The sequence below is a fragment of the Methyloparacoccus sp. NF-16 genome (assembly GCF_056880625.1).
In genome coordinates this window covers 834,599-858,168 of sequence record NZ_CP174130.1, presented here as the reverse complement: position 1 = coordinate 858,168, position 23,570 = coordinate 834,599, and the positions used below count along the sequence as shown (strand labels likewise).

25 protein-coding genes are annotated in these 23,570 nt (G+C 64.9%); 17 read left to right on the top strand and 8 right to left on the bottom strand.

From position 1 onward, the window contains the following. Positions 1 to 45 precede the first annotated feature (45 nt). Positions 46 to 642 (bottom strand): hypothetical protein, encoded by a 597-nt coding sequence (locus ACH5N8_RS04245; RefSeq protein ID WP_483282629.1) that lies wholly within the window; start codon positions 640 to 642, stop codon positions 46 to 48. Between the two features lie 238 nt (positions 643 to 880). Between ACH5N8_RS04245 and ACH5N8_RS04240 the strand changes: the two genes are divergently transcribed. The 9 genes from ACH5N8_RS04240 to pqqE all read left to right on the top strand — a co-directional run bounded on the left by ACH5N8_RS04240 (position 881) and on the right by pqqE (position 7,805). Further along, a complete protein-coding gene (locus tag ACH5N8_RS04240; RefSeq protein WP_483282628.1) occupies positions 881 to 1,288 on the top strand; it encodes a ketosteroid isomerase-related protein in 408 nt (135 codons plus the stop codon). A 25-nt stretch (positions 1,289 to 1,313) separates the two neighbouring features. Beyond that, complete coding sequence (locus ACH5N8_RS04235) at positions 1,314 to 1,928, top strand: GNAT family N-acetyltransferase (protein WP_483282627.1); 615 nt, start codon at positions 1,314 to 1,316, stop codon at positions 1,926 to 1,928. Next, a complete protein-coding gene (locus tag ACH5N8_RS04230; protein ID WP_483282626.1) occupies positions 1,928 to 2,812 on the top strand; it encodes a carbon-nitrogen hydrolase family protein in 885 nt (294 codons plus the stop codon). Before ACH5N8_RS04235 ends, ACH5N8_RS04230 begins: the two co-directional genes overlap by 1 nt. Before the next feature lie 15 nt (positions 2,813 to 2,827). Continuing rightward, on the top strand, positions 2,828 to 4,447 hold the full coding sequence (gene cimA, locus ACH5N8_RS04225) for a citramalate synthase (protein ID WP_483282625.1): 1,620 nt from the start codon (positions 2,828 to 2,830) through the stop codon (positions 4,445 to 4,447). A gap of 162 nt (positions 4,448 to 4,609) precedes the next feature. Then, positions 4,610 to 4,684: a pyrroloquinoline quinone precursor peptide PqqA gene (gene pqqA / locus ACH5N8_RS04220; RefSeq protein ID WP_460028388.1), complete on the top strand. Its 75-nt coding sequence runs from the start codon at positions 4,610 to 4,612 to the stop codon at positions 4,682 to 4,684. A gap of 84 nt (positions 4,685 to 4,768) precedes the next feature. Continuing rightward, a complete protein-coding gene (pqqB, locus tag ACH5N8_RS04215) occupies positions 4,769 to 5,680 on the top strand; it encodes a pyrroloquinoline quinone biosynthesis protein PqqB (protein ID WP_483282624.1) in 912 nt (303 codons plus the stop codon). Positions 5,681 to 5,687: 7 nt separating this feature from the next. Then, positions 5,688 to 6,416 (top strand): pyrroloquinoline-quinone synthase PqqC, encoded by a 729-nt coding sequence (gene pqqC, locus ACH5N8_RS04210; protein WP_460028381.1) that lies wholly within the window; start codon positions 5,688 to 5,690, stop codon positions 6,414 to 6,416. Then, positions 6,413 to 6,694, top strand: a complete 282-nt coding sequence (gene pqqD / locus ACH5N8_RS04205) for a pyrroloquinoline quinone biosynthesis peptide chaperone PqqD (RefSeq protein ID WP_460028382.1) — start codon at positions 6,413 to 6,415, stop codon at positions 6,692 to 6,694. Before pqqC ends, pqqD begins: the two co-directional genes overlap by 4 nt. Continuing rightward, on the top strand, positions 6,669 to 7,805 hold the full coding sequence (pqqE, locus tag ACH5N8_RS04200) for a pyrroloquinoline quinone biosynthesis protein PqqE (protein ID WP_460028383.1): 1,137 nt from the start codon (positions 6,669 to 6,671) through the stop codon (positions 7,803 to 7,805). The genes pqqD and pqqE overlap by 26 nt, the downstream gene beginning before the upstream one ends. Here the strand turns inward: pqqE and ACH5N8_RS04195 are convergent. The 3 genes from ACH5N8_RS04195 to ACH5N8_RS04185 all read right to left on the bottom strand — a co-directional run bounded on the left by ACH5N8_RS04195 (position 7,802) and on the right by ACH5N8_RS04185 (position 10,459). After that, the gene (locus ACH5N8_RS04195) at positions 7,802 to 8,407 is read right to left on the bottom strand and encodes a UbiX family flavin prenyltransferase (protein ID WP_460028384.1); all 606 of its coding nucleotides are present in this window, start codon (positions 8,405 to 8,407) and stop codon (positions 7,802 to 7,804) included. The genes pqqE and ACH5N8_RS04195 overlap by 4 nt on opposite strands. Then, on the bottom strand, positions 8,404 to 9,372 hold the full coding sequence (gene pip, locus ACH5N8_RS04190) for a prolyl aminopeptidase (protein WP_460028385.1): 969 nt from the start codon (positions 9,370 to 9,372) through the stop codon (positions 8,404 to 8,406). Before pip ends, ACH5N8_RS04195 begins: the two co-directional genes overlap by 4 nt. Positions 9,373 to 9,502: 130 nt before the next feature. Continuing rightward, on the bottom strand, positions 9,503 to 10,459 hold the full coding sequence (locus ACH5N8_RS04185) for a hypothetical protein (protein WP_483282623.1): 957 nt from the start codon (positions 10,457 to 10,459) through the stop codon (positions 9,503 to 9,505). 442 nt (positions 10,460 to 10,901) lie between these two features. Between ACH5N8_RS04185 and ACH5N8_RS04180 the strand changes: the two genes are divergently transcribed. The 5 genes from ACH5N8_RS04180 to dtd all read left to right on the top strand — a co-directional run bounded on the left by ACH5N8_RS04180 (position 10,902) and on the right by dtd (position 14,935). Then, entirely contained in the window at positions 10,902 to 11,867 is a 966-nt protein-coding gene (locus tag ACH5N8_RS04180; protein WP_483282622.1) for an HpcH/HpaI aldolase/citrate lyase family protein, read from the top strand. Between the two features lie 116 nt (positions 11,868 to 11,983). Next, positions 11,984 to 13,168 carry an ADP-forming succinate--CoA ligase subunit beta gene (sucC, locus tag ACH5N8_RS04175; protein ID WP_483282621.1) on the top strand — a complete coding sequence of 395 codons (1,185 nt, stop codon included), beginning with the start codon at positions 11,984 to 11,986 and terminating at the stop codon, positions 13,166 to 13,168. Then, entirely contained in the window at positions 13,165 to 14,055 is an 891-nt protein-coding gene (gene sucD, locus ACH5N8_RS04170) for a succinate--CoA ligase subunit alpha (RefSeq protein WP_460026943.1), read from the top strand. Before sucC ends, sucD begins: the two co-directional genes overlap by 4 nt. A gap of 64 nt (positions 14,056 to 14,119) precedes the next feature. Then, positions 14,120 to 14,440, top strand: a complete 321-nt coding sequence (locus ACH5N8_RS04165; protein ID WP_483282620.1) for a rhodanese-like domain-containing protein — start codon at positions 14,120 to 14,122, stop codon at positions 14,438 to 14,440. Between the two features lie 3 nt (positions 14,441 to 14,443). Further along, the gene (gene dtd / locus ACH5N8_RS04160) at positions 14,444 to 14,935 is read left to right on the top strand and encodes a D-aminoacyl-tRNA deacylase (protein WP_483282619.1); all 492 of its coding nucleotides are present in this window, start codon (positions 14,444 to 14,446) and stop codon (positions 14,933 to 14,935) included. Positions 14,936 to 15,225: 290 nt separating this feature from the next. On the opposite strand, the gene ACH5N8_RS04155 is transcribed toward dtd, so the two are convergent. From ACH5N8_RS04155 to yihA, 3 genes are all read right to left on the bottom strand, one after another. Further along, positions 15,226 to 18,582 carry a GH36-type glycosyl hydrolase domain-containing protein gene (locus ACH5N8_RS04155; RefSeq protein WP_483282618.1) on the bottom strand — a complete coding sequence of 1,119 codons (3,357 nt, stop codon included), beginning with the start codon at positions 18,580 to 18,582 and terminating at the stop codon, positions 15,226 to 15,228. 117 nt (positions 18,583 to 18,699) lie between these two features. After that, positions 18,700 to 19,101: a hypothetical protein gene (locus tag ACH5N8_RS04150; protein WP_460026939.1), complete on the bottom strand. Its 402-nt coding sequence runs from the start codon at positions 19,099 to 19,101 to the stop codon at positions 18,700 to 18,702. Between the two features lie 292 nt (positions 19,102 to 19,393). Next, the gene (gene yihA / locus ACH5N8_RS04145) at positions 19,394 to 20,002 is read right to left on the bottom strand and encodes a ribosome biogenesis GTP-binding protein YihA/YsxC (protein ID WP_483282617.1); all 609 of its coding nucleotides are present in this window, start codon (positions 20,000 to 20,002) and stop codon (positions 19,394 to 19,396) included. A 151-nt stretch (positions 20,003 to 20,153) separates the two neighbouring features. Between yihA and ACH5N8_RS04140 the strand changes: the two genes are divergently transcribed. From ACH5N8_RS04140 to ACH5N8_RS04130, 3 genes are read left to right on the top strand one after another with little or no spacing between them, the layout of a single operon-like run. Next, positions 20,154 to 20,753, top strand: a complete 600-nt coding sequence (locus ACH5N8_RS04140; RefSeq protein WP_483282616.1) for a c-type cytochrome — start codon at positions 20,154 to 20,156, stop codon at positions 20,751 to 20,753. Between the two features lie 25 nt (positions 20,754 to 20,778). Further along, on the top strand, positions 20,779 to 21,420 hold the full coding sequence (locus tag ACH5N8_RS04135) for a thiol:disulfide interchange protein DsbA/DsbL (protein WP_483282615.1): 642 nt from the start codon (positions 20,779 to 20,781) through the stop codon (positions 21,418 to 21,420). Between the two features lie 59 nt (positions 21,421 to 21,479). After that, entirely contained in the window at positions 21,480 to 22,328 is an 849-nt protein-coding gene (locus tag ACH5N8_RS04130) for an endonuclease/exonuclease/phosphatase family protein (RefSeq protein WP_460026935.1), read from the top strand. On the opposite strand, the gene ACH5N8_RS04125 is transcribed toward ACH5N8_RS04130, so the two are convergent. Beyond that, entirely contained in the window at positions 22,315 to 23,535 is a 1,221-nt protein-coding gene (locus ACH5N8_RS04125; RefSeq protein WP_483282614.1) for an ABC transporter ATP-binding protein, read from the bottom strand. The two genes, ACH5N8_RS04130 and ACH5N8_RS04125, sit on opposite strands and share 14 nt — an antisense overlap. Positions 23,536 to 23,570: the final 35 nt, after the last annotated feature.

Below are 23,570 nucleotides of genomic sequence, written 5' to 3'. Positions count from 1 at the left end.
TACGGGCTTCAGCGATGCTTACATGACGGCGTGATCAGCCCTGACTTACGGCGCCGGCTGCAGATCCTGCGCGATCAGCAGATAGGACAGGGTGCCCGTCGGCAGTGCGCAGACGAAAGTGTAGGAGACCAGCGCATAGTTGCTGGACGCATTCGGCGGCGCCAGGAGCACGGGCTGTGCCGGTCCCGGAGGTGCCAGCTGCTGGGTAACCAGCGCATTGATGATGGTTCCCGTAGCGGTCGGGTCATTGGAAATAGCCGCCAGGCTGTTGCTGGGCGACTGACCGGCAGCCTGCCATACACCCAGGAAGTTGTTCTGGGTGCCGAGGGACTGGCTCTGGCCACAGTTGGTCTGCAATACGTCGAACAGGATGCCGCTGCCGGTCTTCGGGGTCAGATTGTTGAGCGCCTTCGAGCAGCTGTCCTCCAGATCAACCGGGATCTGGATATCCTGGTTGGTGGCGTTCTTGTGATCGATGCTGTAAACCTTGGAGCCGTTCAGACCGCCCGGGAGAGTACAGCCGATCGTGACGCTGTCACCCAGCCTGGGCGCGAAGGTACCAACAGCCATGGCTGCCGGCGATGTCGTCAGAGCCGCGCCTGCGAGCAGGGCTGCCACTGATGTGGAGATAAGAGTTTTCATGATAAGCTCCTTGTTAACAAAGATGTTAATTAGGCTTTCAAGTATTGCCTTATATTGTGGCGTTACCCTCAAAGCCTGTGTTCATTTTCCAACATATCTGTGACTTGTCAAGCATGCCTCCAAAGACAAAATTGATACGTATTTATACGCATGGACAAACCCCACCAAAAATAAGTAAGATTGACAATTTATTCCCCTTGCAAGCATAATAATAAATTCATATAAATTCATAACCACCATGAACCAAGCCAGCCACGATCTGATCCAGACCTACTATGCGGCCTTCAATGCCGGCGACATGGACACCTTCCTGAGCCTGCTCAGCGACGATGTCGCGCATGACATCAACCAAGGCCCGCGCGAAACCGGCAAGGACGCTTTCCGCGCCTTCATGAACCGCATGAACCGCAACTACAGGGAACAGCTGGTGGACATGGTCATCATGACCAGCGAGGACGGCGCACGGGCGGCGGCCGAATTCGTGGTGCTGGGCGAATACCTGGTCACCGACGAGGGCCTGCCGGAAGCCAGAGGCCAGCAGTACCGCCTGCCGGCCGGCGCCTTCTTCGACATCCGCGACGGCAAGGTGGCGCGCATCACCAACTACTACAACCTGGAAGACTGGATCGCCCAGGTCAGCGCCTGAACCACACAAGCCCGCGCGGCCCGTCATGAACGATTCCCTGACCATCCGCCGTCTGACCGGCAGCGACCCGGCACTGAAGGCCTGCCTGCCGGATTTGGCGCGCCTGCGCATCCAGGTGTTCCGCGATTTTCCCTATCTGTACGACGGTACCGTCGAATACGAGGAAACGTACCTGGAGACCTACACCAGATGCCCCGAAAGCATCGTCGTGCTGGTACTGGACGGTGAGCGGGCAGTCGGCGCGACCACCGGCCTGCCGCTGGACGCCGAAACCGTGGAGTTCCAGCAGCCCTTCCTCGATGCCGGCCATGACCCCGGGCGCATCTTCTACTGTGCGGAGTCGGTGCTGCTGCCGGAGTATAGGGGGCGAGGCGTGTACCCCCGCTTCTTCGCCGAGCGCGAAGGCCACGCGCGGGCACTGGGCCGCTTCGATCTCTGCACCTTCTGCTGCGTGCAACGGGCCGACAACCATCCGCTGCGACCGGCGGATTACGTGCCGCTGGACCGCATCTGGAGCAAGTTCGGCTATGTGAAGCATCCCGAACTGACCACCACCTATGACTGGAAAGACGTCAATGAAACCCAGGCATCGCCCAAACCGATGGTGTTCTGGCTGAAGTCGTTGCGGGAGGCTACCTGATGCCCGCCTTCCGCATCGCCGCCGCCCAGTACGATATCGGCACCCTGGAAAGCTGGACCGACTACGAGAGCAAGATCCGGCGCTGGGTCTCGCAAGCCGCCGCGGCGGGTGCGCGGCTGCTGGTGTTCCCGGAGTACTTCAGCATGGAGCTGGCCTCGCTGTTCGAGGAGGATATCCAGCGCTCCCTGTCCCGGCAGCTGGAGACAATGCAGGCGCTGCTGCCGGATTTCCGGGAGCTGTTCGCCGAGACGGCCCGCGCGCATGGCGTCTACATCGTTGCCGGCACCTTCCCGGTCCGCCAGCCGGGGGGGCACTATCGCAACCGCGCCTACCTGGTGCGCCCGGACGGCACCTGCGACCATCAGGACAAATTGCAGATGACCCGCTTCGAGAACGAGCAGTGGCTCATCTCCGGCGGCGACGAACTCAAGACCTTCGACACCGAGCTTGGCCGCATCGGCATCAACATCTGTTACGACAGCGAGTTCCCCATGCTGGCCCGGCGCCAGGTCGAGGCTGGCGCCGACCTGATCCTGGTACCGAGCTGTACCGACACCACCGCCGGTTACTGGCGGGTACGCATCGGCTGCCAGGCGCGGGCACTGGAAAACCAGTGCTATGTCGTACAGTCGCCCACCGTCGGGCTGGCCCCCTGGTCAGAGGCGGTGGACGTCAATATCGGTGCGGCGGCGATCTATACCCCGGTGGATTATGGTTTCCCTGATAACGGCGTGCTGGCCATCGGCGAACTGAACGCCACCCGGTGGGTATATGCCGATATCGACACCGCCGCCATCGCCCGCATCCGCCAGAGCGGCCAGGTCTTCAATTATCGTGACTGGTCCGGGCAGTTCCGCTGCCTGGACCGGGCTTCCGCCTCCTGACCCCACTCCGACACCATGACCGCCCGCGAGCATTCGCCCGGTACCGACCGGGTCCAGCTGTTCGACACGACCCTGCGCGATGGTAGCCAGACAGCCGGCATCAACTTCTCGGTCGAGGACAAGCTCCGCATTGCCGACCGGCTGGCCGAGTTCGGCATCGACTGGATCGAGGGTGGCTGGCCCGGCGCCAGCCCCAAGGACAGCCAGTTCTTCGAGCAGATGCGTGACCGCCGCTGGCCGAAAAGCCGGCTGCTCGCCTTCGGCAGCATGGCCAGGCCCGGCAAGAGCGCCAGTGCGGACCCCGGATTGCGACATCTGGCCGAAAGCGGCGCCGATGGCGTGTGCGTGTTCGGCAAGAGCTGGGACTTGCATGTCACCAAGGCGCTGGGGATCGAGCTGCCGGAAAACCTCGATCTGGTACACGACTCGGTCGGCTGGCTCAAGGAACAGCTGCCGACGGTGTTCTTCGACGCCGAGCATTTCTTCGACGGCTACCGCGACAATCCAGGCTATGCCCTGGAAGTGCTCAAGGCAGCCCGGTCCGCCGGGGCGGACGGACTGGTGCTGTGCGACACCAATGGCGGCAGCCTGCCGTTCACAGTCGCCGAAATCGTCGCCGAGGTCGTCCACCATTTCCCGGACACGCTGATCGGCATTCACGCCCACAACGATTGCGAACTGGCCGTGGCCAATTCGGTTGCGGCGGCGCGGGCCGGCGCGCGCATGGTACAGGGCACCATCAACGGCATTGGCGAGCGCTGCGGCAACGCCAACCTGGTTTCCATCATTCCCGTCCTGTACTTCAAGCTGGGGCTCGACTGCGGCATCGACGCCGCACACATGCAGCAGCTGGGCTCGCTATCGCGTTTCGTCAACGAAATGGCCAACCGCCTGCCCTGGCAGCACCAGCCCTTTGTCGGTCTCAACGCCTTCGCGCACAAGGGCGGTATCCACGCCTCGGCGGTCCGGAAGGACTCGCGGCTCTACGAGCACATTGATCCGGCGCTGGTCGGCAACGAGCGCCTGATCCTGGTCTCGGACCAGGCCGGCAAGAGCACCGTCCAACTGAAGATGGCCGAGATGGGCCTGGACCTGAATCTCGATGGCAACGACCCTGCCGTGCGCAAGGCCATCCAGCGGGTCAAGGAACTGGAGAACCGCGGCTTCGCCTACGAGGGCGCGGAAGCGTCGTTTCAGCTGTTGCTGCTCAAGGCCATGGATCGTTTCCAGCCCTATTTCGAGCTCGACGGCTTTCGCGTCATCGACGAGAAACAGGGCCACGAGGAAGAACCGATTTCGGAAGTCTGCATCACTCTGCGCGTGGGGCAGCAGACCACCACCACCTCGGCACGCGGCAACGGCCCCGTGAACGCGCTCGACAACGCCCTGAGGAATGCACTGATACCTTATTATCCAGGTCTCGCCGGCATGCGCCTCACCGACTTCAAGGTGCGCGTCCTGACCACCCAGCAGGCCACCCGCGCCATGGTGCGGGTGCTGATCGAGTCGACCGATGGCCAGGCCAAGTGGGGCACGGTGGGGGTCTCCGCCAACATGGTGGACGCCAGCTATCAGGCCCTTGCCGACGCCGTCCAGTACAAGCTGATGCTCGACAAAGCCAGCCCGGCGGCCTGAGCACACTGCGATGCGTGGCAAGCCGCAAAATCCGTGCATCGCGGCCTGCTCGCAAGGCCACGGTGCTCGGTTGCTTTCGCAAAACCCGCCACGTATACTTCACGCCGAGCTTGAAAAAGCGTGGCCACACAAGAATGAACCAACCTTTTGGAGGACGACCGAATGAGATGGGAAAAACCGAGCTTCAATGACATGCGTTTCGGCTTCGAAGTGACCATGTACATCTACAACCGTTAATCAACGGTTGACGAATCAACGGGGCGCCACAGCAATGCGGCGCCCCGTTTTCATATCCGAGACGGCTTTTCGCTCGTACAGTCGATGATCATCCGAATCCTGGGTGCCGGTGCCGGCGGCGGCTTCCCGCAATGGAACTGCAACTGTCGCAACTGCGCCGGCCTGCGCCAGGGCCGGTTGACGGCCCGATCGCGGACGCAATCGTCCATTGCCGTCAGCAGCGATGGCGAGCGCTGGGTACTGTTCAACGCCTCGCCCGACATCCGTACCCAGCTGGAACAGTTCCCGGCCTCGCATCCCCGCCACGGCATCCGCGACAGCGGCATCAAGGCCATCATCCTGATCGACAGCCAGATCGATCACACCACCGGGCTTCTCATGCTGCGTGAATCAACGCAGCCGCTGGACGTCTACTGCAGCGAGATGGTGAGACAGGATCTGACCACAGGTTTTCCCCTGTTCACCATGCTGTCGCACTATTGTGGCGTCAACCACCACCCCGTACCCCTGGATGGTGGCGCCTTCACCATTCCCGGCATCGAGGACCTGCGTTTCCACAGCCACACGCTGAAGAGCAAGGCACCACCCTACTCGCCGCACCGGCACGACCCGCACGACGGCGACAACATCGGCGTCATCATCGAGCAGGTTTCCACCGGCCGCCGGCTGTACTATGCACCGGGCCTCGGCGAGATCGAGCCGCATGTCGGCGCGGCCATGGCCTCGGCCGACGGTGTGCTGGTCGACGGCACCTTCTGGCAGCACGACGAGATGGAGCGGGCCGGCATCAGCACCAAGCGGGCGCTGGACATGGGTCATCTGCCGCAATCGGGAGCGGGGGGCATGATCGAGCACCTGCAAGCCCTCAAGGCACGCAGGATACTGATCCACATCAACAACACCAACCCGATTCTCGACGAAAATTCCGGCGAACGCCGCATCCTGAACGACGCCGGCATCGAAGTGGCCCACGACGGGCTAGAGATTCATTTGTGAGGCGGACATGAGCGAGCAAGCCCCCTGGAGCCGCGCGGACTTCGAAGCGCAGTTGCGCGGCAAGGAAATTCATTACCACATCCATCACCCCTACCATATCGAGATGGCCGCCGGCCGACTGAGCCGCGAGCAGATCCAGGGCTGGGTGGCCAACCGCTTCTATTATCAGGTGATGATCCCGGTCAAGGACGCGAACATTCTCGCCAATTGCCCGGATCGCGACACCCGGCGACTATGGATACAGCGTATCCGCGATCATGACGGCGACGAGGCCGACGCGGGCGGCATCGAAGCCTGGACCCATCTCGGCGAGGCTGTCGGCATCCCGCGCGAGGAACTCTGGTCGCAGAAGCGCGCGCTACCAGGTGTGCGCTTCGCCGTCGACGCCTATGTCAATTTCGCCCGCCATGCCTCCTGGCAGGAAGCTGCCTGCTCCTCGCTGACGGAGATGTTCGCCCCGACCATCCACAAGCAGCGACTCGCCGGCTGGCCCGACCTCTACCCCTGGATCGATCAGGAAGGCCTGGCCTACTTCCGCAAGCGCGTCAGCCAGGCCAGCCGCGATGTCGAGCATGGACTGGCCATCACGCTCGAGCACTTCCGCACCCGCGAGCAGCAGGAACGCGCCGTCGCCATCCTGCAGTTCAAACTCGACGTGCTGTGGACCATGCTCGATGCCATGTGGCTGGCCTACATCGATGGTAAGCCACCCTACTTCAACGTGACCGCACGATGAGCGTGTCCTTCGACCCACAGTCGCGCCTGGCCTTTTCGCCGCTGCACCGTCTGCAATGGGAGGAATCCCAGCAGAAATACGTGATCCTCTATCCGGAGGGCATGGTGGAACTGAACCTGCCGGCGGCCGAAATCCTCAAGCTCTGTGACGGCACCCGGCGGCTGGACGACATCGTGTCGGAGCTGGAGCACCAGTTCGAGACCACTGGCCTGCGCGGCGACATCGTCGAACTGCTCGAATCGGCCCTGGAAAATGGCTGGATCCGCACCCTACCCTAGCGGCAACCCGCGCTGGCTGCTGGCGGAGCTGACCTATGCCTGCCCGCTGCAATGCCCGTACTGCTCCAATCCCATCGACTATGCCGAACACTCGGCCGAGCTGAGCACCGAAGAATGGCGGCGGGTGTTCTCCGAAGCCCGCGCCATGGGTGCCGTGCAACTGGGACTGTCCGGTGGCGAGCCGCTGACCCGGGCGGACCTGCCCGAACTGGTCCGCCATGCCCGTGAGCTCGGCTACTACAGCAACCTGATCACGTCGGGCTACGGCCTGACCGAGGCGAAAATCCTGGCCCTCCGCGAGGCCGGCCTCGACCATATCCAGATCAGCATCCAGGCACCGGAGAAAACCCTCAACAACTACCTGGCCGGAACCGATTCCTACGACGCCAAGAAAGCCGTCGCACATCTCATCAAGCAGCATGGCTATCCCATGGTGCTGTGTGTGGTCATCCACCGCCACAACATCCATTTGATGCGCGACATTCTGGAAATGGCCATCGAACTGGGTGCGGATTACCTGGAACTGGCCAACACCCAGTATTACGGCTGGGCACACCTGAACCGTGACCAGCTATTGCCGAATCGCGAGCAGTTCCAGGCCGCCGAGGCCATCGCCCAGGAATACAAGGCGAAACTGAAGGGCCGCATGAAGATCTACTACGTCGTCCCGGACTATTACGAGGAGCGCCCCAAGGCCTGCATGAACGGCTGGGGCACCACCTTCCTCACCATCGCCCCCGATGGGCTCGCCCTGCCCTGCCATGAGGCGCGCATCCTCCCCGGACTGGACTGTCCCAACGTCCGCGACATGAGCATCCGCGACATCTGGGAAAAGTCGGACGCCTTCAACCGCTTCCGCAACTTCGCATGGATGCAGGAGCCCTGCCGCTCCTGCCCGGAAAAGATCAAGGACTACGGCGGCTGCCGCTGCCAGGCCTACCTCCTGACCGGCGACATGAACGCCACCGATCCCGTCTGCGGCCTCTCGCCGCAACGCAACAGGATCGCCGAGGCCATCGAGTCGGCCCGCGCCGAGGGCCTTTCCGCCGATCCCCGGCCGCTGGTCTTCCGCAACAGCCGCAACTCGCGCGCGCTCGGGAAACCCGTTTAGCGCTCCCCGGCCGCGGCTGCCGAACGCGGCTGCGGCAACCCTTCCCACGGCTCGAATAGCCCCGCCACCTCGATACCGGCCGCCGCCAGGATGCGACCCACGGTTTCATCGACCATCTGCTCCAGGGATTTCGGCGGCCCGTAAAAGGCTGGCAACGGCGGGTAGATGATGCCGCCCATCTCGGTCACGGCAGCCATGTTGCGGATGTGCGCCAGATTGAGCGGCGCCTCGCGGGGCACGATGACCAGCCGTCGGCGTTCCTTGAGCACCACGTCGGCGGCCCGGGTCAGCAGGTTGTCGCCGAAGCCGTGCGCGATGGCGGCGAGGGTCTTCATGGAACAGGGCGCGACGATCATGCCCTCGGTGCGGTAACCGCCGCTGGCAATGCTGGCCGCAATGTCGTCGATGGGATGCACGACATCGGCGAGGGCCTGGAAAGCCTTGCGCTTCATGCCCAGTTCGTGGTGGATGTTGAGCACACCGGCATCCGACAGAACCAGATGCGTTTCCCAGCCTCCGACCTGCCGCAGCACTTCGAGCAGCCGCTTGCCGTAGATGGCGCCGGTCGCGCCGGTCATGCCGACGATCAGTCGCCGGTTCATCGCGCCACCTTCCAGTCGGCGCCTGCCAGCATGTCGTCGGCAGCCTGCACCAGGGCATCGATCATGTCATCGCCGGCTGCGATATGACCCGCCCCTGGCAACACCTGCAAGCGGGCCTCCGGCAGGCGCCGATGCAAGCGATAGGCCGCTTCGACCGGACAGACGAAATCGCGGGTACCGTGGATGATGTGCATGGGTAATCCGGCCAGACGATCAGCCCCCTCGAGAATGGCGTTCTCGGCAATGAAATAGTGATTGACGGCGTAGTGCAGTTCGATGCGCGCCTGATGCAGGATCGCGAGCGATGCGGGCCCCTCCTCGAGACTGCCGGCAGAAAAGCCCTCCCCCAGCACCACCTGGCTGCTCCAGTGCTCCCAAGCCCGCGCCGCGCGCCGCCGGGCAAGCTCGTCCGGACCGTTCAGAAGCCCGTGCAGAGCCGTCAAGGGACGGTGTCGCGTGGCCTGTGGCAATATTCTCAGCAATTGCTCCCAGACCTCGGGATACAGGCGCGGCGCGCCGGTTTCCGAGGCAAACCAGGCAAGGTCCGATGCCCGCGCCAGAAATGTGCCACGAAGCACCAGGCCAGAGACCCGCCGGGCATGAGCCTCGGCATACAGCAAAGCCAGCGCCGCCCCCCAGGAGCCACCGAACAGCAGCCAGCGCTCGATAGCGAGGGAGAGCCGCAGCGCCTCCATGTCGCCGATCAGCTCGGCCGTAGTGTTCCCGTCCAGCCTCCCCTGAGGGGTGGATTGCCCCGCCCCGCGCTGGTCAAACAGGATGATGCGGTAACGGGCCGGATCGAAGAAACGCCGCTGGCAGGGCTTGCAACCCGAACCGGGGCCACCATGCAGGAAGAGGACCGGCATCCCTTCGGGGTTGCCGGCTTCCTCGACATGAATGCGATGACCGCCCCGTGTCAGGTACCAGCTCCGGTAGGGCTCGATGTCGGGATAAAGCTTGCGCATGCAGGCGGAAAGACAGCCAAAAGGCAACAAGATTACCGTATCGCCGCATCCAGGTGCGGCCGCAAGCGGGAATGGGCAACAAAAAAGGGGCCCGAAGGCCCCTTTGGGTCGGCAAACGGAACGGCTTTACTTAGAAGCCGATACCGATATAGCCACCTGCGGTGAGCCCCTGGGTCGGGGTGTTCTGCAGCAAGGTGGTACCGCCGTAGTTGACCTTGTAGTTCAGATCGCCGCCGGTGAACTGGTAACGGAAGTCGGTACCGAGCCAGATATCCTGCCAGAGGCGATATTCCATACCGGTGCCCAGCATCAGGCCCGGGTTGAGCACGGTGACGCCGCTGGAAGGCGGGCTGACGACATTGATTGCGAAACCGGCCGGGATGATCCACGGACGGAAGTTGCCGTCCATGAGGTTGAACTTCAACTTCGGCGACGCCGCGATGGTCAGCATGGTGACCTGGTTGCGAACCTTGACTGGCGCGCCAACCAAGCTGGAGATCTCGGCCGTTGCGTAACCGTTGTAGCCCTCGCCATAGTTCTGGTACTCGAACATCAGTTCGCCGTCCAGGGCGATCAGGTCGGTGGCGCCCCAAAGGTCATCCGTGGCACGGAAGTCCATACCAGCGCCGACGTACCAGCCGTTGCCATTGCCGTTGTTGGAGGGCACACCGGAAAACTGGGACAGGGTCGCGTTGGAGGTGAGCAGTTCGTTGTTGCGGTTGGAGGTCAGGGACGCAAAGCCGCCACGGAAGAAGACCAGGTTGTTCTTGGCATTCTCCTTGGCAGCCTCTTCGGCAACCTGGGTTTCCAGCTGCTGCTGCTTGGTCTCGACCTCGGCGTGGGCCGCCTTGGTGGCGCTGAGTTCGTTGCGCAGTACGCTGACCTCGTCTTCCAGCGCGCGCAGGCGGGCGTCGTCGGCACGCAGAGTCGCGGCGGTGGTGCTGTAGCTGCTGGAATGATGGGTGGCGGTGGTCTTCTTGGCGGACGTGCTGGTCTTGTGGGCCAGTGCCTCGGGGGCCATGGCTGCCATAGCCACGCCTGCGCTGACCGCGGCGGCCAGGCTCAGGGTGTTCTTGAGCGCTTTCATGATTATAGGTCTCCTTACTTTGGAGTTAGGAATGTATTGGTTGCCAACCTACAACAATTGTTGTTGCGGTACCTAATCGTATCAAATTCCTTCATTTTTACAACTTTTTTGTCCTGTCGGGACTTTCAGGCCGCCTGAGATCAGGTTACGGGCCGGCCAAATCCCCCCACAGCCATCCCCACGAAACGGATTGTTATCCCGACAGACAACAGTGACATTGGCACGCCGGCATTTGTTGCATAAATGACACCTCACGACGCAAGGCCGGTCCGATCAGGTTATAATTGCCGGCTTGATTCCAGCCCGGGCCATATCCAGCCGCAGGTGATGACGCCATCACCCCTCACCGGCCGGTCCTTGCCTTGCGATGGGCACGCTGGCCAAGTGGTCGGTAGCCGGGCACCCTCCGAATCCACCCAACATTGACACGAGGCAAGACACCATGGCGGTAAAGAATCGCTTGCACCGCAGCGAACTGGCAGTACCCGGCAGCAACAAGCGCATGCTGGAAAAGGCCCCCCTGTCGGGCGCGGATGTGGTCTTCCTCGACCTTGAGGACGCTGTTGCGCCGGACGACAAGGAACAGGCCCGGACCAACATCATCGAGGCCCTCAACACCTACGACTGGTCCCGCTGCGCCGTGTCCATCCGCATGAACGGCCTGGATACGCACTATGCCTACCGGGACCTGGTCGATATCGTCGAGACCTGTGGCGACAAGCTGGACACCATCCTCATCCCCAAGGTTGGCAGCGCCGCCGACGTCTACTTCGTGGCGACATTGCTGTCGCAGATCGAGGCCGCGAAGGGCCTCAAACCGATCAATATTCACATTCTCATCGAGACCGCGATGGGCATGGCCAATGTCGAGGAAATCGCCCGGGCCTGCCCCGAGCGCCTGGAGGCGATGGTCTTCGGCGTGGCCGACTACGCCGCCTCGGTGCGCGCCCGCACCACCCAGATCGGCGGCGCCAATCCGGAGTACGGCATGCTCACCGACCCGGACGAACAGGGGCACCGCGCCTATCACTGGGGCGACCAGTGGCACTTCGGCATTTCCCGCATGGTGGCGGCCTGCCGCGCCTATGGCCTGCGCCCCATCGACGGCCCCTTCGGCGACTTCAACGATCCGGAAGGCTACAAGGTCGCAGCCCGGCGCGCCGCCGCGCTGGGCTGCGAAGGCAAATGGGCCATTCACCCCTCGCAGGTGGAACTGGCCAACGACGTCTTCACCCCGACGGCCAGGGAGGTCGACCGCGCCCGCCGCATCCTGGTCGAAATGGAAAAGGCCGCCCGCGAGGGCAAGGGCGCCGTCTCCCTGGAGGGTCGCCTGATCGATGCCGCCTCCATCCGCATGGCGGAGAACGTCGTCAAGCAGATCGAGCAGATCGAGGCACGCCAGCACTGAACGGCGGGCGGGGGGCCACCACGGGCCATCCCCGCCGCCGCGAGCACGCGTATACCCCGCCAACCGCCGTCCCCGCCACGGTCCGGCACCTGTCAGAAGCAGAGGAAACAGCACCCGTGAACATCCATGAGTACCAAGCCAAGGAACTCCTGCAATCCTATGGCGTTCCGGTCCCCACCGGCGGCGTCGCCTTCAATCCCACGCAGGCCCGCCAGGTAGCCGAAGAGCTGGGCGGCAGCCGCTGGGTCGTCAAGGCGCAGATCCACGCCGGTGGCCGCGGCAAGGCGGGCGGCGTCAAGGTCGTCGATGCCCTGGACGAGGTCAAGAAGGCCGCCGAGGCCATGATCGGCACGCGCCTGGTCACGCATCAGACGGGGCCCGAAGGCTCGCTGGTGCAGCGTGTCTGGATCGAGGAAGCCAGCCCGATCCGCCGGGAGTTCTACCTCGGCTTCGTCATCGACCGCGGCACGCAGCGCATTACCGTCATCGCCTCGAGCGAGGGCGGCATGGACATCGAGGAAGTCGCCAAGACATCGCCCGACAAGATCATCAGGGAAGTCATCGATCCCGCCATCGGCCTGCGCGACTTCCAGTGCCGCAAGGTGGCCACCGCCATCGGCCTGAAGGGCAAGCTGATGCCGCAGATGGTCAAGCTGATGAAGGCCATCTACCGCTGCCTGCGCGATCGCGACGCCCTGCAGGCGGAAATCAACCCGCTGGCAGTGGTCGGCAGCGGCGGAGAGGACGAAAAGCTGATGGTGCTGGACGCCAAGTTCAATTTCGACGACAACGCCCTCTACCGGCAGAAGACCATCGTCGAGATGCGCGACCTGGCCGAGGAAGACCCCAAGGAAGTCGAGGCCACCGGCCATGGCCTCAACTACATCGCCCTGGATGGCAACATCGGCTGCATCGTCAATGGCGCCGGCCTGGCCATGGCCTCGCTGGACGCCATCACCCTGCACGGCGGACGTCCGGCGAATTTCCTGGACGTCGGCGGCGGCGCCTCGCCGGAAAAGGTCACCAACGCCTGCCGCATCGTGCTGGAAGACCCCAACGTCAGGTGCATCCTGGTCAACATCTTTGCCGGCATCAATCGTTGCGACTGGATCGCCAAGGGGCTCATCCAGGCCTGCGACAGCCTCAAGATACAGGTTCCGCTGATCGTCCGCCTGGCCGGCACCAACGTCGAGGAGGGCCGGAAAATCCTGGCCGAATCGGGCCTGTCCTTCATCACCGCGGAAAATCTGGATGACGCGGCCGCCAAGGCTGTCGCCATCGTCAAGGAACAACAGCCATGAGCGTATTCGTCAACAAGCACTCCAAGGTCATCTTCCAGGGCTTCACCGGCGAGCACGCCACCTTCCATGCGCAGGACGCCATGAGCATGGGAACCCGGGTGGTCGGCGGCGTCACGCCCGGCAAGGGCGGCACCACCCACCTCGGGCTGCCGGTATTCGATACCGTCGCCGAGGCCGTCGCCGCCACCGGCGCCGATGTTTCGGCCGTGTTCGTACCCCCGCCCTTCAACGCCGACGCCCTGATGGAGGCCATCGACGCCGGCATCAAGGTCGCCGTCACCATCGCCGACGGCATCCCGATCCACGACATGGTGCGCCTGCAACGTTACCGGGTCGGCAAGGACGCCATCATCATCGGCCCCAACACCCCCGGCATCATCACCCCGGGCGAGTGCAAGGTCGGCATCATGCCCTCGAACATCTACCGCAAGGGCAATGTCGGCATCGTCTCGCGCTCGGGCACGCTCAACTATGAAGCCACCGAGCAGATGGCCGCCCTGGGACTGGGCATCACCACCTCGGTCGGCATCGGCGGCGACCCCGTGAACGGCACCGACTTCGTCACCGTGCTCAAGGCCTTCGAGGCCGACCCGGAAACGGAAGTCGTGGTGATGATCGGCGAGATCGGCGGACCGCAGGAAGTCGCCGCCGCCCGCTGGGCCAAGGAGAACCTTAGCAAGCCGCTGATCGGCTTCGTCGCCGGCCTCGCCGCGCCGCCCGGCCGCCGCATGGGCCACGCCGGCGCCATCATCGCCAGCGAGGCGGACACCGCCGCGGCCAAGATGGATGCCATGGAGCAACTGGGCCACTATGTCGCCCGCAACCCGGCCCATATCGGCCGGACCGTGCTCCAGGCCATGCAGGAACGCGGCATCGCCGTCCGATAGGCCCGCCTGCCCGGAGCCGTCACCCACCACGGGCGGCTCCGCCCCAGCCCAGAACAGAATGCCCATGCGCCAGATCAGCCCTGCCGAACTCTACACCCTGCTCAAATCGGCCGATGATGCGCCGATGCTCCTGGATGTGCGCGAACCACACGAATTCGCCCACTGCCGGATCGACGGCAGCATCAACATCCCCATGAACAGCGTACCGTCCCGGCTGAGCGAACTCGACGCGGCAGCCGAGATCGTCACCGTCTGCCATCACGGCATGCGCAGCCAGGCCGTGGCCCAGTTCCTGGAATCGCAAGGCTATACCCGCATCACCAACCTGCAGGGCGGCATCGATGCCTGGGCCCAGACGATCGACCCGGCAATGCCACGCTACTGATCCATGATTGCCGTCATCCAGCGCGTCACCCGCGCCGAGGTGACGGTGCACGGCGAAAGCATCGGACGCATCGGTCACGGCCTGGTCGCCCTGGTCGCAGTGGAGAAGGGCGACGGCGAGGCCGAGGCCGTGCGACTGACGGAACGGCTGCTGGGCTATCGCGTCTTCGGCGACACGACCGGCAGGATGAACCTGAATGTCGGCGAGGTCGGCGGTGGCGTGCTGCTGATCTCCCAGTTCACTCTCGCCGCCGACACCCGCAAAGGCATGCGCCCCAGCTTCACCCCGGCGGCGGAGCCCGAGACCGGCCGCCGACTGTTCGCAGCGCTGGTGGAACAGGTGCGACAACGACACCCGACCGTCGCCACCGGCCAGTTCGGCGCCGACATGCAGGTATCGCTGGTGAACGATGGCCCGGTCACCTTCTGCCTGCGAGTGGCGCCGGCGGGCCCGGCAGGCGTATACCGGAATCCCCTGCCGCATCCCGCTGCCTGACCCGACCGGACTCGCCGCTTCCCCGCGTCCCCATCATCGCCTGCCCGGGACGGGGGACGGGCCGCATACTTGCGCAAACCGCAACCCGATGCCCTCTCCCAGGCGGGCACAGCGCCCCGGCTTGCTGCCGGGTTTCGCGGGTACCTGCCTGGGCCCCGCCGGCCGATCCTCGATTTTGCGCAACCCCGGCCTGGCCGGCCCGGTGACCTTGCTCGGCCAGCAGCCCATGACCACCCCGACAAGCCTCGGCAAGCTCGGCATATCCGAGCGCCGCTCGGGCGCGGTGCGACTCAGCCCAGCCTGACGGTCAGGCAGCCCGGCGCTTCCCCAAGCCTTTCCAGGATGCGTGCACGGGGGACCTCCACGCCCCCTGTGCGACAGGGATTGTCGAGCCGCCGGAACGGCAGATCCACCCCGTTCAGCGTCAGTGAGAGAGGACCGCAGCCGACGGGGCCGACCTGGTAGTGGATATCGAACGGGTGGCCATACAGATCGAGCCTCACCCGCAGCCCGTCGCAGCAGGCCGGCAACAGGGGATCGACCACCAGATGCGTGGCCGAGCGACGAAGGCCGAGGAGGCAGCGCAGTATCAGGCTGGTGGCAATGCCCGCACCGCTGGAGTAGACCCGCCAGCCGCCCTCCAGGGGGATGTCGCCGGTCAGGGCGCGCCGATAGTCAGCATGAGCCCGATAGCGGTCCCGGAATGCCGCGTCCGAGCTGGAGTAATAGCAATTGGCCTGGCGGGGCGCGGCGGCCGCCACCTGGGCCTTGATGTCGATGGGCACGATCTGCGACAGGGCCTCGCAGAAACCCTCGGCATCGCCGACCCGCCACAGCGCCTCGGCATAGCGCAGGTGCGCATGGGTATACATGTTGCCGATCTCGCGGCCGAAGAAACTGCTGCTCTCGGCGCGCTGGAAGATGCGCACGGGACCGCCACGGTACGCCATCGGCCAGTCGAACAGATGCGCCCCGTCCGGACCTCGCAGGTGCTGGCGGATCAGTGCCAGATGCTGGCGGGCCTCGTCGGGCGCCAGCATGTCGTTGATCACGGCGTGGATCATCGGCAGCAGGCTGTAGGTCAGGCCAGTTCTGCGGTCGCGCGGATGCAGCAGATAGTCGACGTCGCCGTCTGCCCCGAAATAGGCGTAACCGGCGATGACGCCATCCACCAGCAAATGGCGGCGGAAATCGGCCGCCACCTCGCCCGCCATGGACTCCAGGGCCGCAGCCGGCACGACCTGGCCGATAAGGCCCAGCGCCTGGGCCAGGGTCGTCAGCGTCTGGTAATGCAGGGTGACGGTCCAGGCGCTGCAGAGCCGCTCCCGCAGCGCGGGATCGGCGGGCTGCAGGGAATCGTTCCAGTCACCATGGCCATAGGCGGCCAGATGCGTCCCGGGAATCACCCGCGCCTGGATCAGCGCCAGCGCCCGCTCGACATGCTGCCAGAGGGGGACCGGCCCGGCCTGCGCCGCATCGTCGGCGAAAAATGGCACGGGTGCCTCCAGCACGCCGGCGTCGCCGGTTGCGACCAGATACTGCGCCAGGGCCAGCAAGGGCCAGAAGACGATGTCGCCATGCGAATCGCCGGGCCGGATCAGGCGCTCGCGCTCGAAGAACATGAACCACTGCGGCCAGTCGCCATCCGGGTTCTGCTGACGGAAGACCCGCAGCAGTATCTCCCGCACGGGCGCGGACTGACCAATGGCCAGCATCAGCTCGACGGGACCCTGGGTGACGTCGCGCGTGCCCCAGCCACCGCCGGAATACTGCTCCAGCCCGCGCGGCGAGAGGAAATGGACGAGGGCGTTGTGCACGAACCAGGGCAGGATTTCGGCCAGGCGCTGCACTGGCAGGGGCGCCGGGGCGGAAATCGCCAGGCCGGCCGTCACCATGCGCCAGTAGCCGTCGGCATCCTCCAGGCCGGTCGCGGGCGCCGGCACCAGGTCGGCGGTAAGCCGCAGCCGTCGCTCGCGGGCCGGCGACAGCACCAGGCAGAGGAACGGCAGCCCGCGACGCCTGCCGTCGTCGAACAGGCATCGGTCGTCGTCGATGGCCTCGATCGTCGTGCCCGGCTGGGGTTCGATCAGGAAACCGCCGGCCGGGAAACGCCGGCCGACATCGCTGTCAGGCAGCGCCCGGACGCGCACGCCGGCGCCATGCCTCTCCCAGAGCACGGCCCGGGACTCGCTGCCATCGTCACCGTTCAGCGCCACGTGATGGGTGACCAGGCAGCGCATCGGCGATCCCTCATGGACGACGATGTCCAGGGTCAGCGCATGACATGTCGTCAGGGCGGCGCTGCGAATCTCGATCAGCACCTCCGGGAGCCGGTAAAGCCAGCGGCAGGCGTCCGGCCGCATGTCGAAGGCCGACGGCAGATCCAGCCGCCGCCAGCCTGCCGCCGTCTCGATGAAGATACGCTGACCGTGGCTGCGGAACAGGCTCAGATAGCCGTGGGTGGTGGACAGGAAACGGTTGATGCTGACGTGCCCCTGCGTGACCATCGAGTGGAACACGCCATCCATCCAGACGGTGGAGGTCATGGCCGCCTCGTCCGGCAGCAGCGTGCCGCCGCTGCGCAGAATGTGGCCGTGCGGCCGCAGCACCGCCAGTTCCTTGCGTCGCAGCACGCCATGACGGCACCCCTCCAGGAAGAACGACAGCAGGTGGCCGTCGTCCCGCTCTTCCAGGCGGCGCGGGTTGCCGAACCAGCGGTCCAGCTCGGATTCGTCAAGATCCTGCGCCGTCAGCCCGGTCTGGCGGCTGAACAGGCCGGCGCCGGAAGGCCACGCCGGGCCGTCGCCGGCCGGCAACGCTGCGGAGCATTCCGGCAGGGCCAGCGCCCGGTCGACGAACGCAAGATCCGCCGCCGAGCTGGCATCCGGATGGTGTGCCTCCAGCCAGCCGAAGAAACCGCGCTCGACCGCTTCGCCGGGAGCGAGGCTGAAGGGCGCATCCTGGATCGCCACCATGGCATGCTCGTGCTGCCAGCGCTCATCCGGCAGCCCCCGGAGCAGACCGGGCGGCGGCGCGCCGGTGCGTCCCGCGAAGCCGAACACCTGCAAGGCATCGGTGGCGCAGGCGGCACCCTCGCCCAGCGCTCCCAGCAGGCACCAGGGATGGCACCCGCCCACCGCCAGGTTCTGGCGGGTGGCGACCACCCGCCCCCGGCGTGGGTGCCGGATCGGCGCATGATCCAGATACTGGCTGACGTAGTACTCGTTCAGGCGGATCGCGCCGTAGCTCGCCAGGGCCAGGTCCTGCGTATGGATCAGATCGAGCCGGACAAGCTCGGTGCCGGTGTTTTCCAGCCTCACCCGCCAGAACCAGGCGGGGGACGCCTCGGCCAGCACGAGGCAGGCCCGGTAGCGGATACCCGACCATTCGCCGCAGGCGATGAAGCATCCCTGCTCGATCCGGAAAGTGGCAGGACTGCCCGGCCCCAGCAGGGGCGTGAAGGTCACGGATTCGTCGTGCCGGCGCAGATACAGATTGACCAGCCCCGGCTCAAGCTCGTTGGCGGGAAAGAGATTGACGACGATATCGCCATAATCCAGGCGCCGCAGGGTACCGTTGGCGTTGATCGTCGCGGTCAGTCCGCTGGCGCTGACGAGGCGTTGGGGAAACTGGCTGGGCTGGGACATGCGGCTATCCGGGTTTCGTGGCTGCGCGAGATGGGCAGCCGGTGACGATGATGCGGCCGGGAACTGCCGCATCATAGGGCTGAAACCCGCCGATCGGGAAGCGCGATGACCTGCCTCTCAGGTCGATGGCGATTCGGCGTCTTGCGCCGGAGGACGTCCCAGAAAGTAGTACAGCCCGTGCGCGGCGGCGAAATAGAACAGGGCGCCAATGAAATAGGCGGACACCGGCAGACCATTGACCTCGGCATAAACCTGGGCACCGAAGGCGGTGGCGAGAAACGTGTAGCCCATCAGCAAGGCTTCGGAATAGCCGCCCCTGAGGTAACGGAGATACCAGAGACCAATCTGCCCCAGCAGGAGATAGGCAACAGCGAACAGCAGGTTGTGGCGCAGCGGTCCGAACAGACCCTCATCATCGACGATGATCAGGTCGGGATAGGTGAACGCGGCAATACCGCCCAGGATGGACAGCCAGACCGCGAGGTGAAAGTGCAGGGTGACAAATTTCCTGAGCATCATGGCGGGCTCTGCGTTTGATGGAACCAGTCGGGTCCGTTCGTGAGCCACGGGCAGGATTAAGTTCCCGTTTCCCGCCGGGCGATGGACGGTCGCCCCTTCCTGCCTGATCAGAGGGGGCAAGACGGTTGCCATGGAACTTCTTGTCCGAACAGGAGGTCATTGTTGTGCCTTCCACAGATTTGACAGTGACGAACTGCGGGTATGGCGAGTGGTTTCTACCCGGTATCCCCTGACCGGGCATCTGATGCCCCGAAGCGGCAGCAACCGCGACGGGGCTTTTTTTTGCCGGTCGTCAGCCGATGGCCAGCCAGCCGTCGAGCACGGCATGTGCCTCCTCGATACCCTGACGCTTGAGCGAGGAGAACAACTGCACGCTGATCGGCGGGGCGTACTCTCGCCGCAGCGTCGCGGCAACCTTGTGGAGAGTATCGAGCGCGGCGCCGCGGCTGAGCTTGTCGGATTTGGTCAAGGCGACGTGCAGGGGCAGTCCGAAATGCTGGCACCAGTCGATCATGCGCGCGTCGAAGGGCGTCAGTGGATGACGGGCATCCATGATCAGGAAAACGCCCTTCAGCGCCTCGCGCCGGCTCAGATACTGCTCGATCATCTGCCCCCACGCATGCTGCATGCCTTCCGGCACCTTGGCATAGCCATAACCGGGCAGGTCCACCAGGCGCCGCGCGTCGTCCAGACGGAAGAAATTGAGCAGTTGCGTCCGTCCGGGTGTCTTGCTGACCCGAGCCAGGGTTTTCTGCTGTGTCAGGGTGTTGATGGCACTGGACTTGCCGGCATTCGAACGGCCCGCGAAAGCCACCTCGAAACCCTGGTCGGCGGGAGCATTGCCGAGCCTCGACGCGCTGGCGAGAAAGCAGGCTTGGTGATAGAGCGGATTCAGCGCCATCCTGGAATTCCTGATTGTTGACTTTTCAAGTTTACCCGTATTTGATGATGGGTTGGCGAAGGCGGGATATCCGTCCCATCGTCATGCGGCGCCAACCGAGGCACCGCGTCCGGATGAGCACATCGAGAATTACAGTAAAGAGGTAGTGGGCATGAGGGTCATCACATATCTGGCCGGTGTCGGTCTGCTGGGCTGCGCCACGCTGGTCCAGGCCGCGGGGAACCCTGCGGAGGGCAAGGAAAAGGCGGCGGCATGCGGCGGTTGCCACGGCGAGAACGGCAACGGTGCCGCGCCGATCTTTCCCAAACTGGCGGACCAGCATGCCTCCTACCTGTTCAAGCAGCTGTCCGACTTCAAGACACAGCGGCGGGTGGAACCCACCATGAACGCCATGGCGGAGCCCCTGTCCGAGCAGGACATGCACGATATCGCCGCGTATTATGCGGCACAGCCGATCACCGCCGAAAACGGCGAAACCAACCGCCTCGGCGAGAAGCTCTACCGCAGCGGCAATCCCGCCGGCGGCGTGCCGGCCTGCACCGGCTGCCACAGCCCGGAAGGCGCCGGCAATCCGCAGGCGAACTTCCCGCAGCTGCACGGCCAGTACGCGGCCTATGTCGAGAAGACCCTGCACGACTTCAAGGCGGGCGAGCGCGCCAACGACATGAACGCCATGATGCGCACCATCGCCGCCAAGCTGAGCGATGCCGAAATCAGCGCTGTCGCCGAATACGTCTCCACCCTCAAGTAAACCGACCCTGCGAGCCGAGAAATCCATGAGCAAACATTTCCTGGGCCTGCTGACCGCCCTGAGCCTCGTTGCATCCGTTTTCGCCGCCGCCCCCGCTGGCGCGGAAGAGTTCAAGGCCGGCACCGACTACGATCTGGTCAATCCGCCGCAGCCGACCGCCGACCCCGGCAAGATCGAGGTGATGGAGTTCTTCTGGTATGGCTGCCCGCATTGCTATCACTTCGAACCGGAACTCAACGCCTGGCTCAAGCACAAGCCCGCCAATGTCGCTTTCATCCGCCAGCCGGCCGTGTTCAACGAGCAATGGGGCGCCCATGCCAAGGCCTTCTTCACCGCCGAGGCGCTGGGCGTGCTGGACAGACTGCATCCGGAGCTCTACGACGCCATCCAGAACAAGCACGAAAAGCTGGTGAGCGAGGATGAGCAGGCGGCATTCTTCAAGGCGCAGGGCGTCGATGAGGCGGCCTTCCGCCAGGCCTACAAATCCTTCGCGGTGGACTCCAAGATGCGCCAGGCCGGCGGCATGGGCGCGAAATACGGCATCACCGGGACGCCCTCCATCGTCGTCAACGGCAAGTACCTGGTCAGCCCCGGCAAGGCCAAGTCCTTCCCGCGCATGCTCGAGATCACCAACGCGCTGATCAAGCAGGAATCCGGCGCCCGCTAACGAACCTCGTGCGCCGCGCCTGACAGGCCGGCGCGCGCCGTCTTCCGCAACACCGCGCCATGACCTTGGCCATCGAAACCCGTCTGGCGGGGATCGCCGACCGCCCGGCAACCGCCCACCCACGACGGCTGCGCCTCGCCAGCTTCAATATCCAGACCGGTATCAGCACCAGTTCCTACCGGGACATGATCACCGGCAGCTGGCGTCACGTCTGGCCGAGTCGCAAGCGACTGCCGAACCTCAACCGCATCGCCCAGGTCATCCGCCCCTTCGACATCGTCGGCTTGCAGGAAGTGGACGGTGGCGGGCTTCGCAGCCACCGCATCGTGCAGACCCAGTACCTGGCCGAGCACGGTGGCTTTCCCCACTGGCACAACCAGATCAACCGCCGTATCGGCGACATCGCGCTGCACAGCAATGGCCTGCTCAGCCGCATCAAGCCGCACGAGGTCGCCGACTACAAGCTGCCGGGACTGCCCGGCCGCGGCGCAGTGGTGGCGCGCTTCGGGCGCCATGTGGAGGACTCGCTGCACGTCTGTGTCGTGCATCTGGCCCTGAGCCAGCGCGCACGCCTGCGCCAGCTCCAGTTTGTCGGCGAGATATTGCGCGGGCTGCCGCACGCGGTGGTGATGGGTGACTTCAACTGCGAGCCCGACTCCCCGGAGATCCGGCTGCTGACCCGAACGGCCCGGCTTGGCGACCCTGCCGGCAACCTGCATACCTGGCCCAGCTGGCAGCCCAGCCGCATGATCGACCATATCCTGGTCAGCCCCAGCCTCCAGGTGGAGCACGCCCAGGTACTGCACTTCCCCTGCTCCGACCATCTGCCCATCGCCCTGGACGTGATGTTGCCGGACGGCCTTACCTTGGCCGCCTGGGACGCGCCGCCGGCCGCTAGCGCAGACTGAGCCGGCCCGGCAGGGCAAACAGCCCCTCGGCCGGGAACGCGGCCTGGAGCACGGGCAAGCGCAGCAGTTCCGATCGGTAGCCCAGCCAGCGTCCCGCCTCCGTGCGGAATCCTCCGGCAATCCGGTAGACGCCGGCCGGAAGCCCGAGGAAAGGCAGTTCGAGCGTGCCCTCGCCCTGGCTGGACAAGCCGGTCCCGGTCGCCTGCGGATGCGCATCGCAGGCCGCCAGCAGCAGTCCGCTAGCGCTCCAGAACTGTAGATGGAGATGCACGCCCATTGTCGTTGCGGACGGATTGCGGTAGCGAAACCCCAGCCGCAGCGACGCGCCGGTACGGATCCGCTCCGCATCCGGCTCGCTACCCTCCCGCCAGAGCGCGGTCAGGGACAGCCCGCCGTCGAACTCCTCCGGCACCGGCGGGGCGAACCCCAGGGGTTCCAGCGCGCGGTCCAGGAATCCGGCAGCTTCATAGTAGCGACGGAAGAGACCGTCGGTCTCGCCCAAGGCCAGCGCCTCGCCGTCGAACAGCAGCAGGCAGCGGTCGGCAATGTGGCGGACATTCATCTCGGCGTGGGAGACGAAAAGAATGGTCGTGCCAGCCCGCTTGAGCTGCTCCAGACGTTGCAGGCAACGCATCTGGAAGGCGACGTCGCCGACGGCCAGCACCTCGTCGATCAGCAGGATGGGCATCGGCTCGCTGGTCGCGATGGCGAATTCCAGCCGCGCGTACATGCCGTCCGAGTAACGCTTGACCAGTAGATCCAGCGACCTTTCGAGCCCGGAAAACGCGACGATCTGCGCCAGCCGGTCGTCGGTCTCGCGCTTGCTGAAACCCCGTTCGGCGCATTTCACATAGATGTTCTCGCGCCCGGTCAGCAGGGGCTGCAGGCCGTTGCCCAGGCGGATCAGCGAGGTGACGCCGCCCTGCCGCTCGAGGCGGCCGACGGTGGGCTTCAGATCGCCGTTGACGAGCTTGAGCAGGGTGCTCTTGCCGGCGCCATTGGGGCCGATGATGCCCAGGCACTCGCCGCGCCGCGCCGCGAACGTGACCTCGCGCAAGGCCCAGAACTCGTCGCCGCGCAGGCGGGTGACGGGCGGCAGGCGCAGAGCCCGCCGCAACAGGTCGGTAGAGCCATGGATGAGCGAGGCCCGCGTGGTCCGGCGGAAGATTTTCCCCAGCCCTTCGCAGCGGATGACGATATCGTTCACGTCCCCTCGAACGATGGCAGGCCAGCCGACCGGCG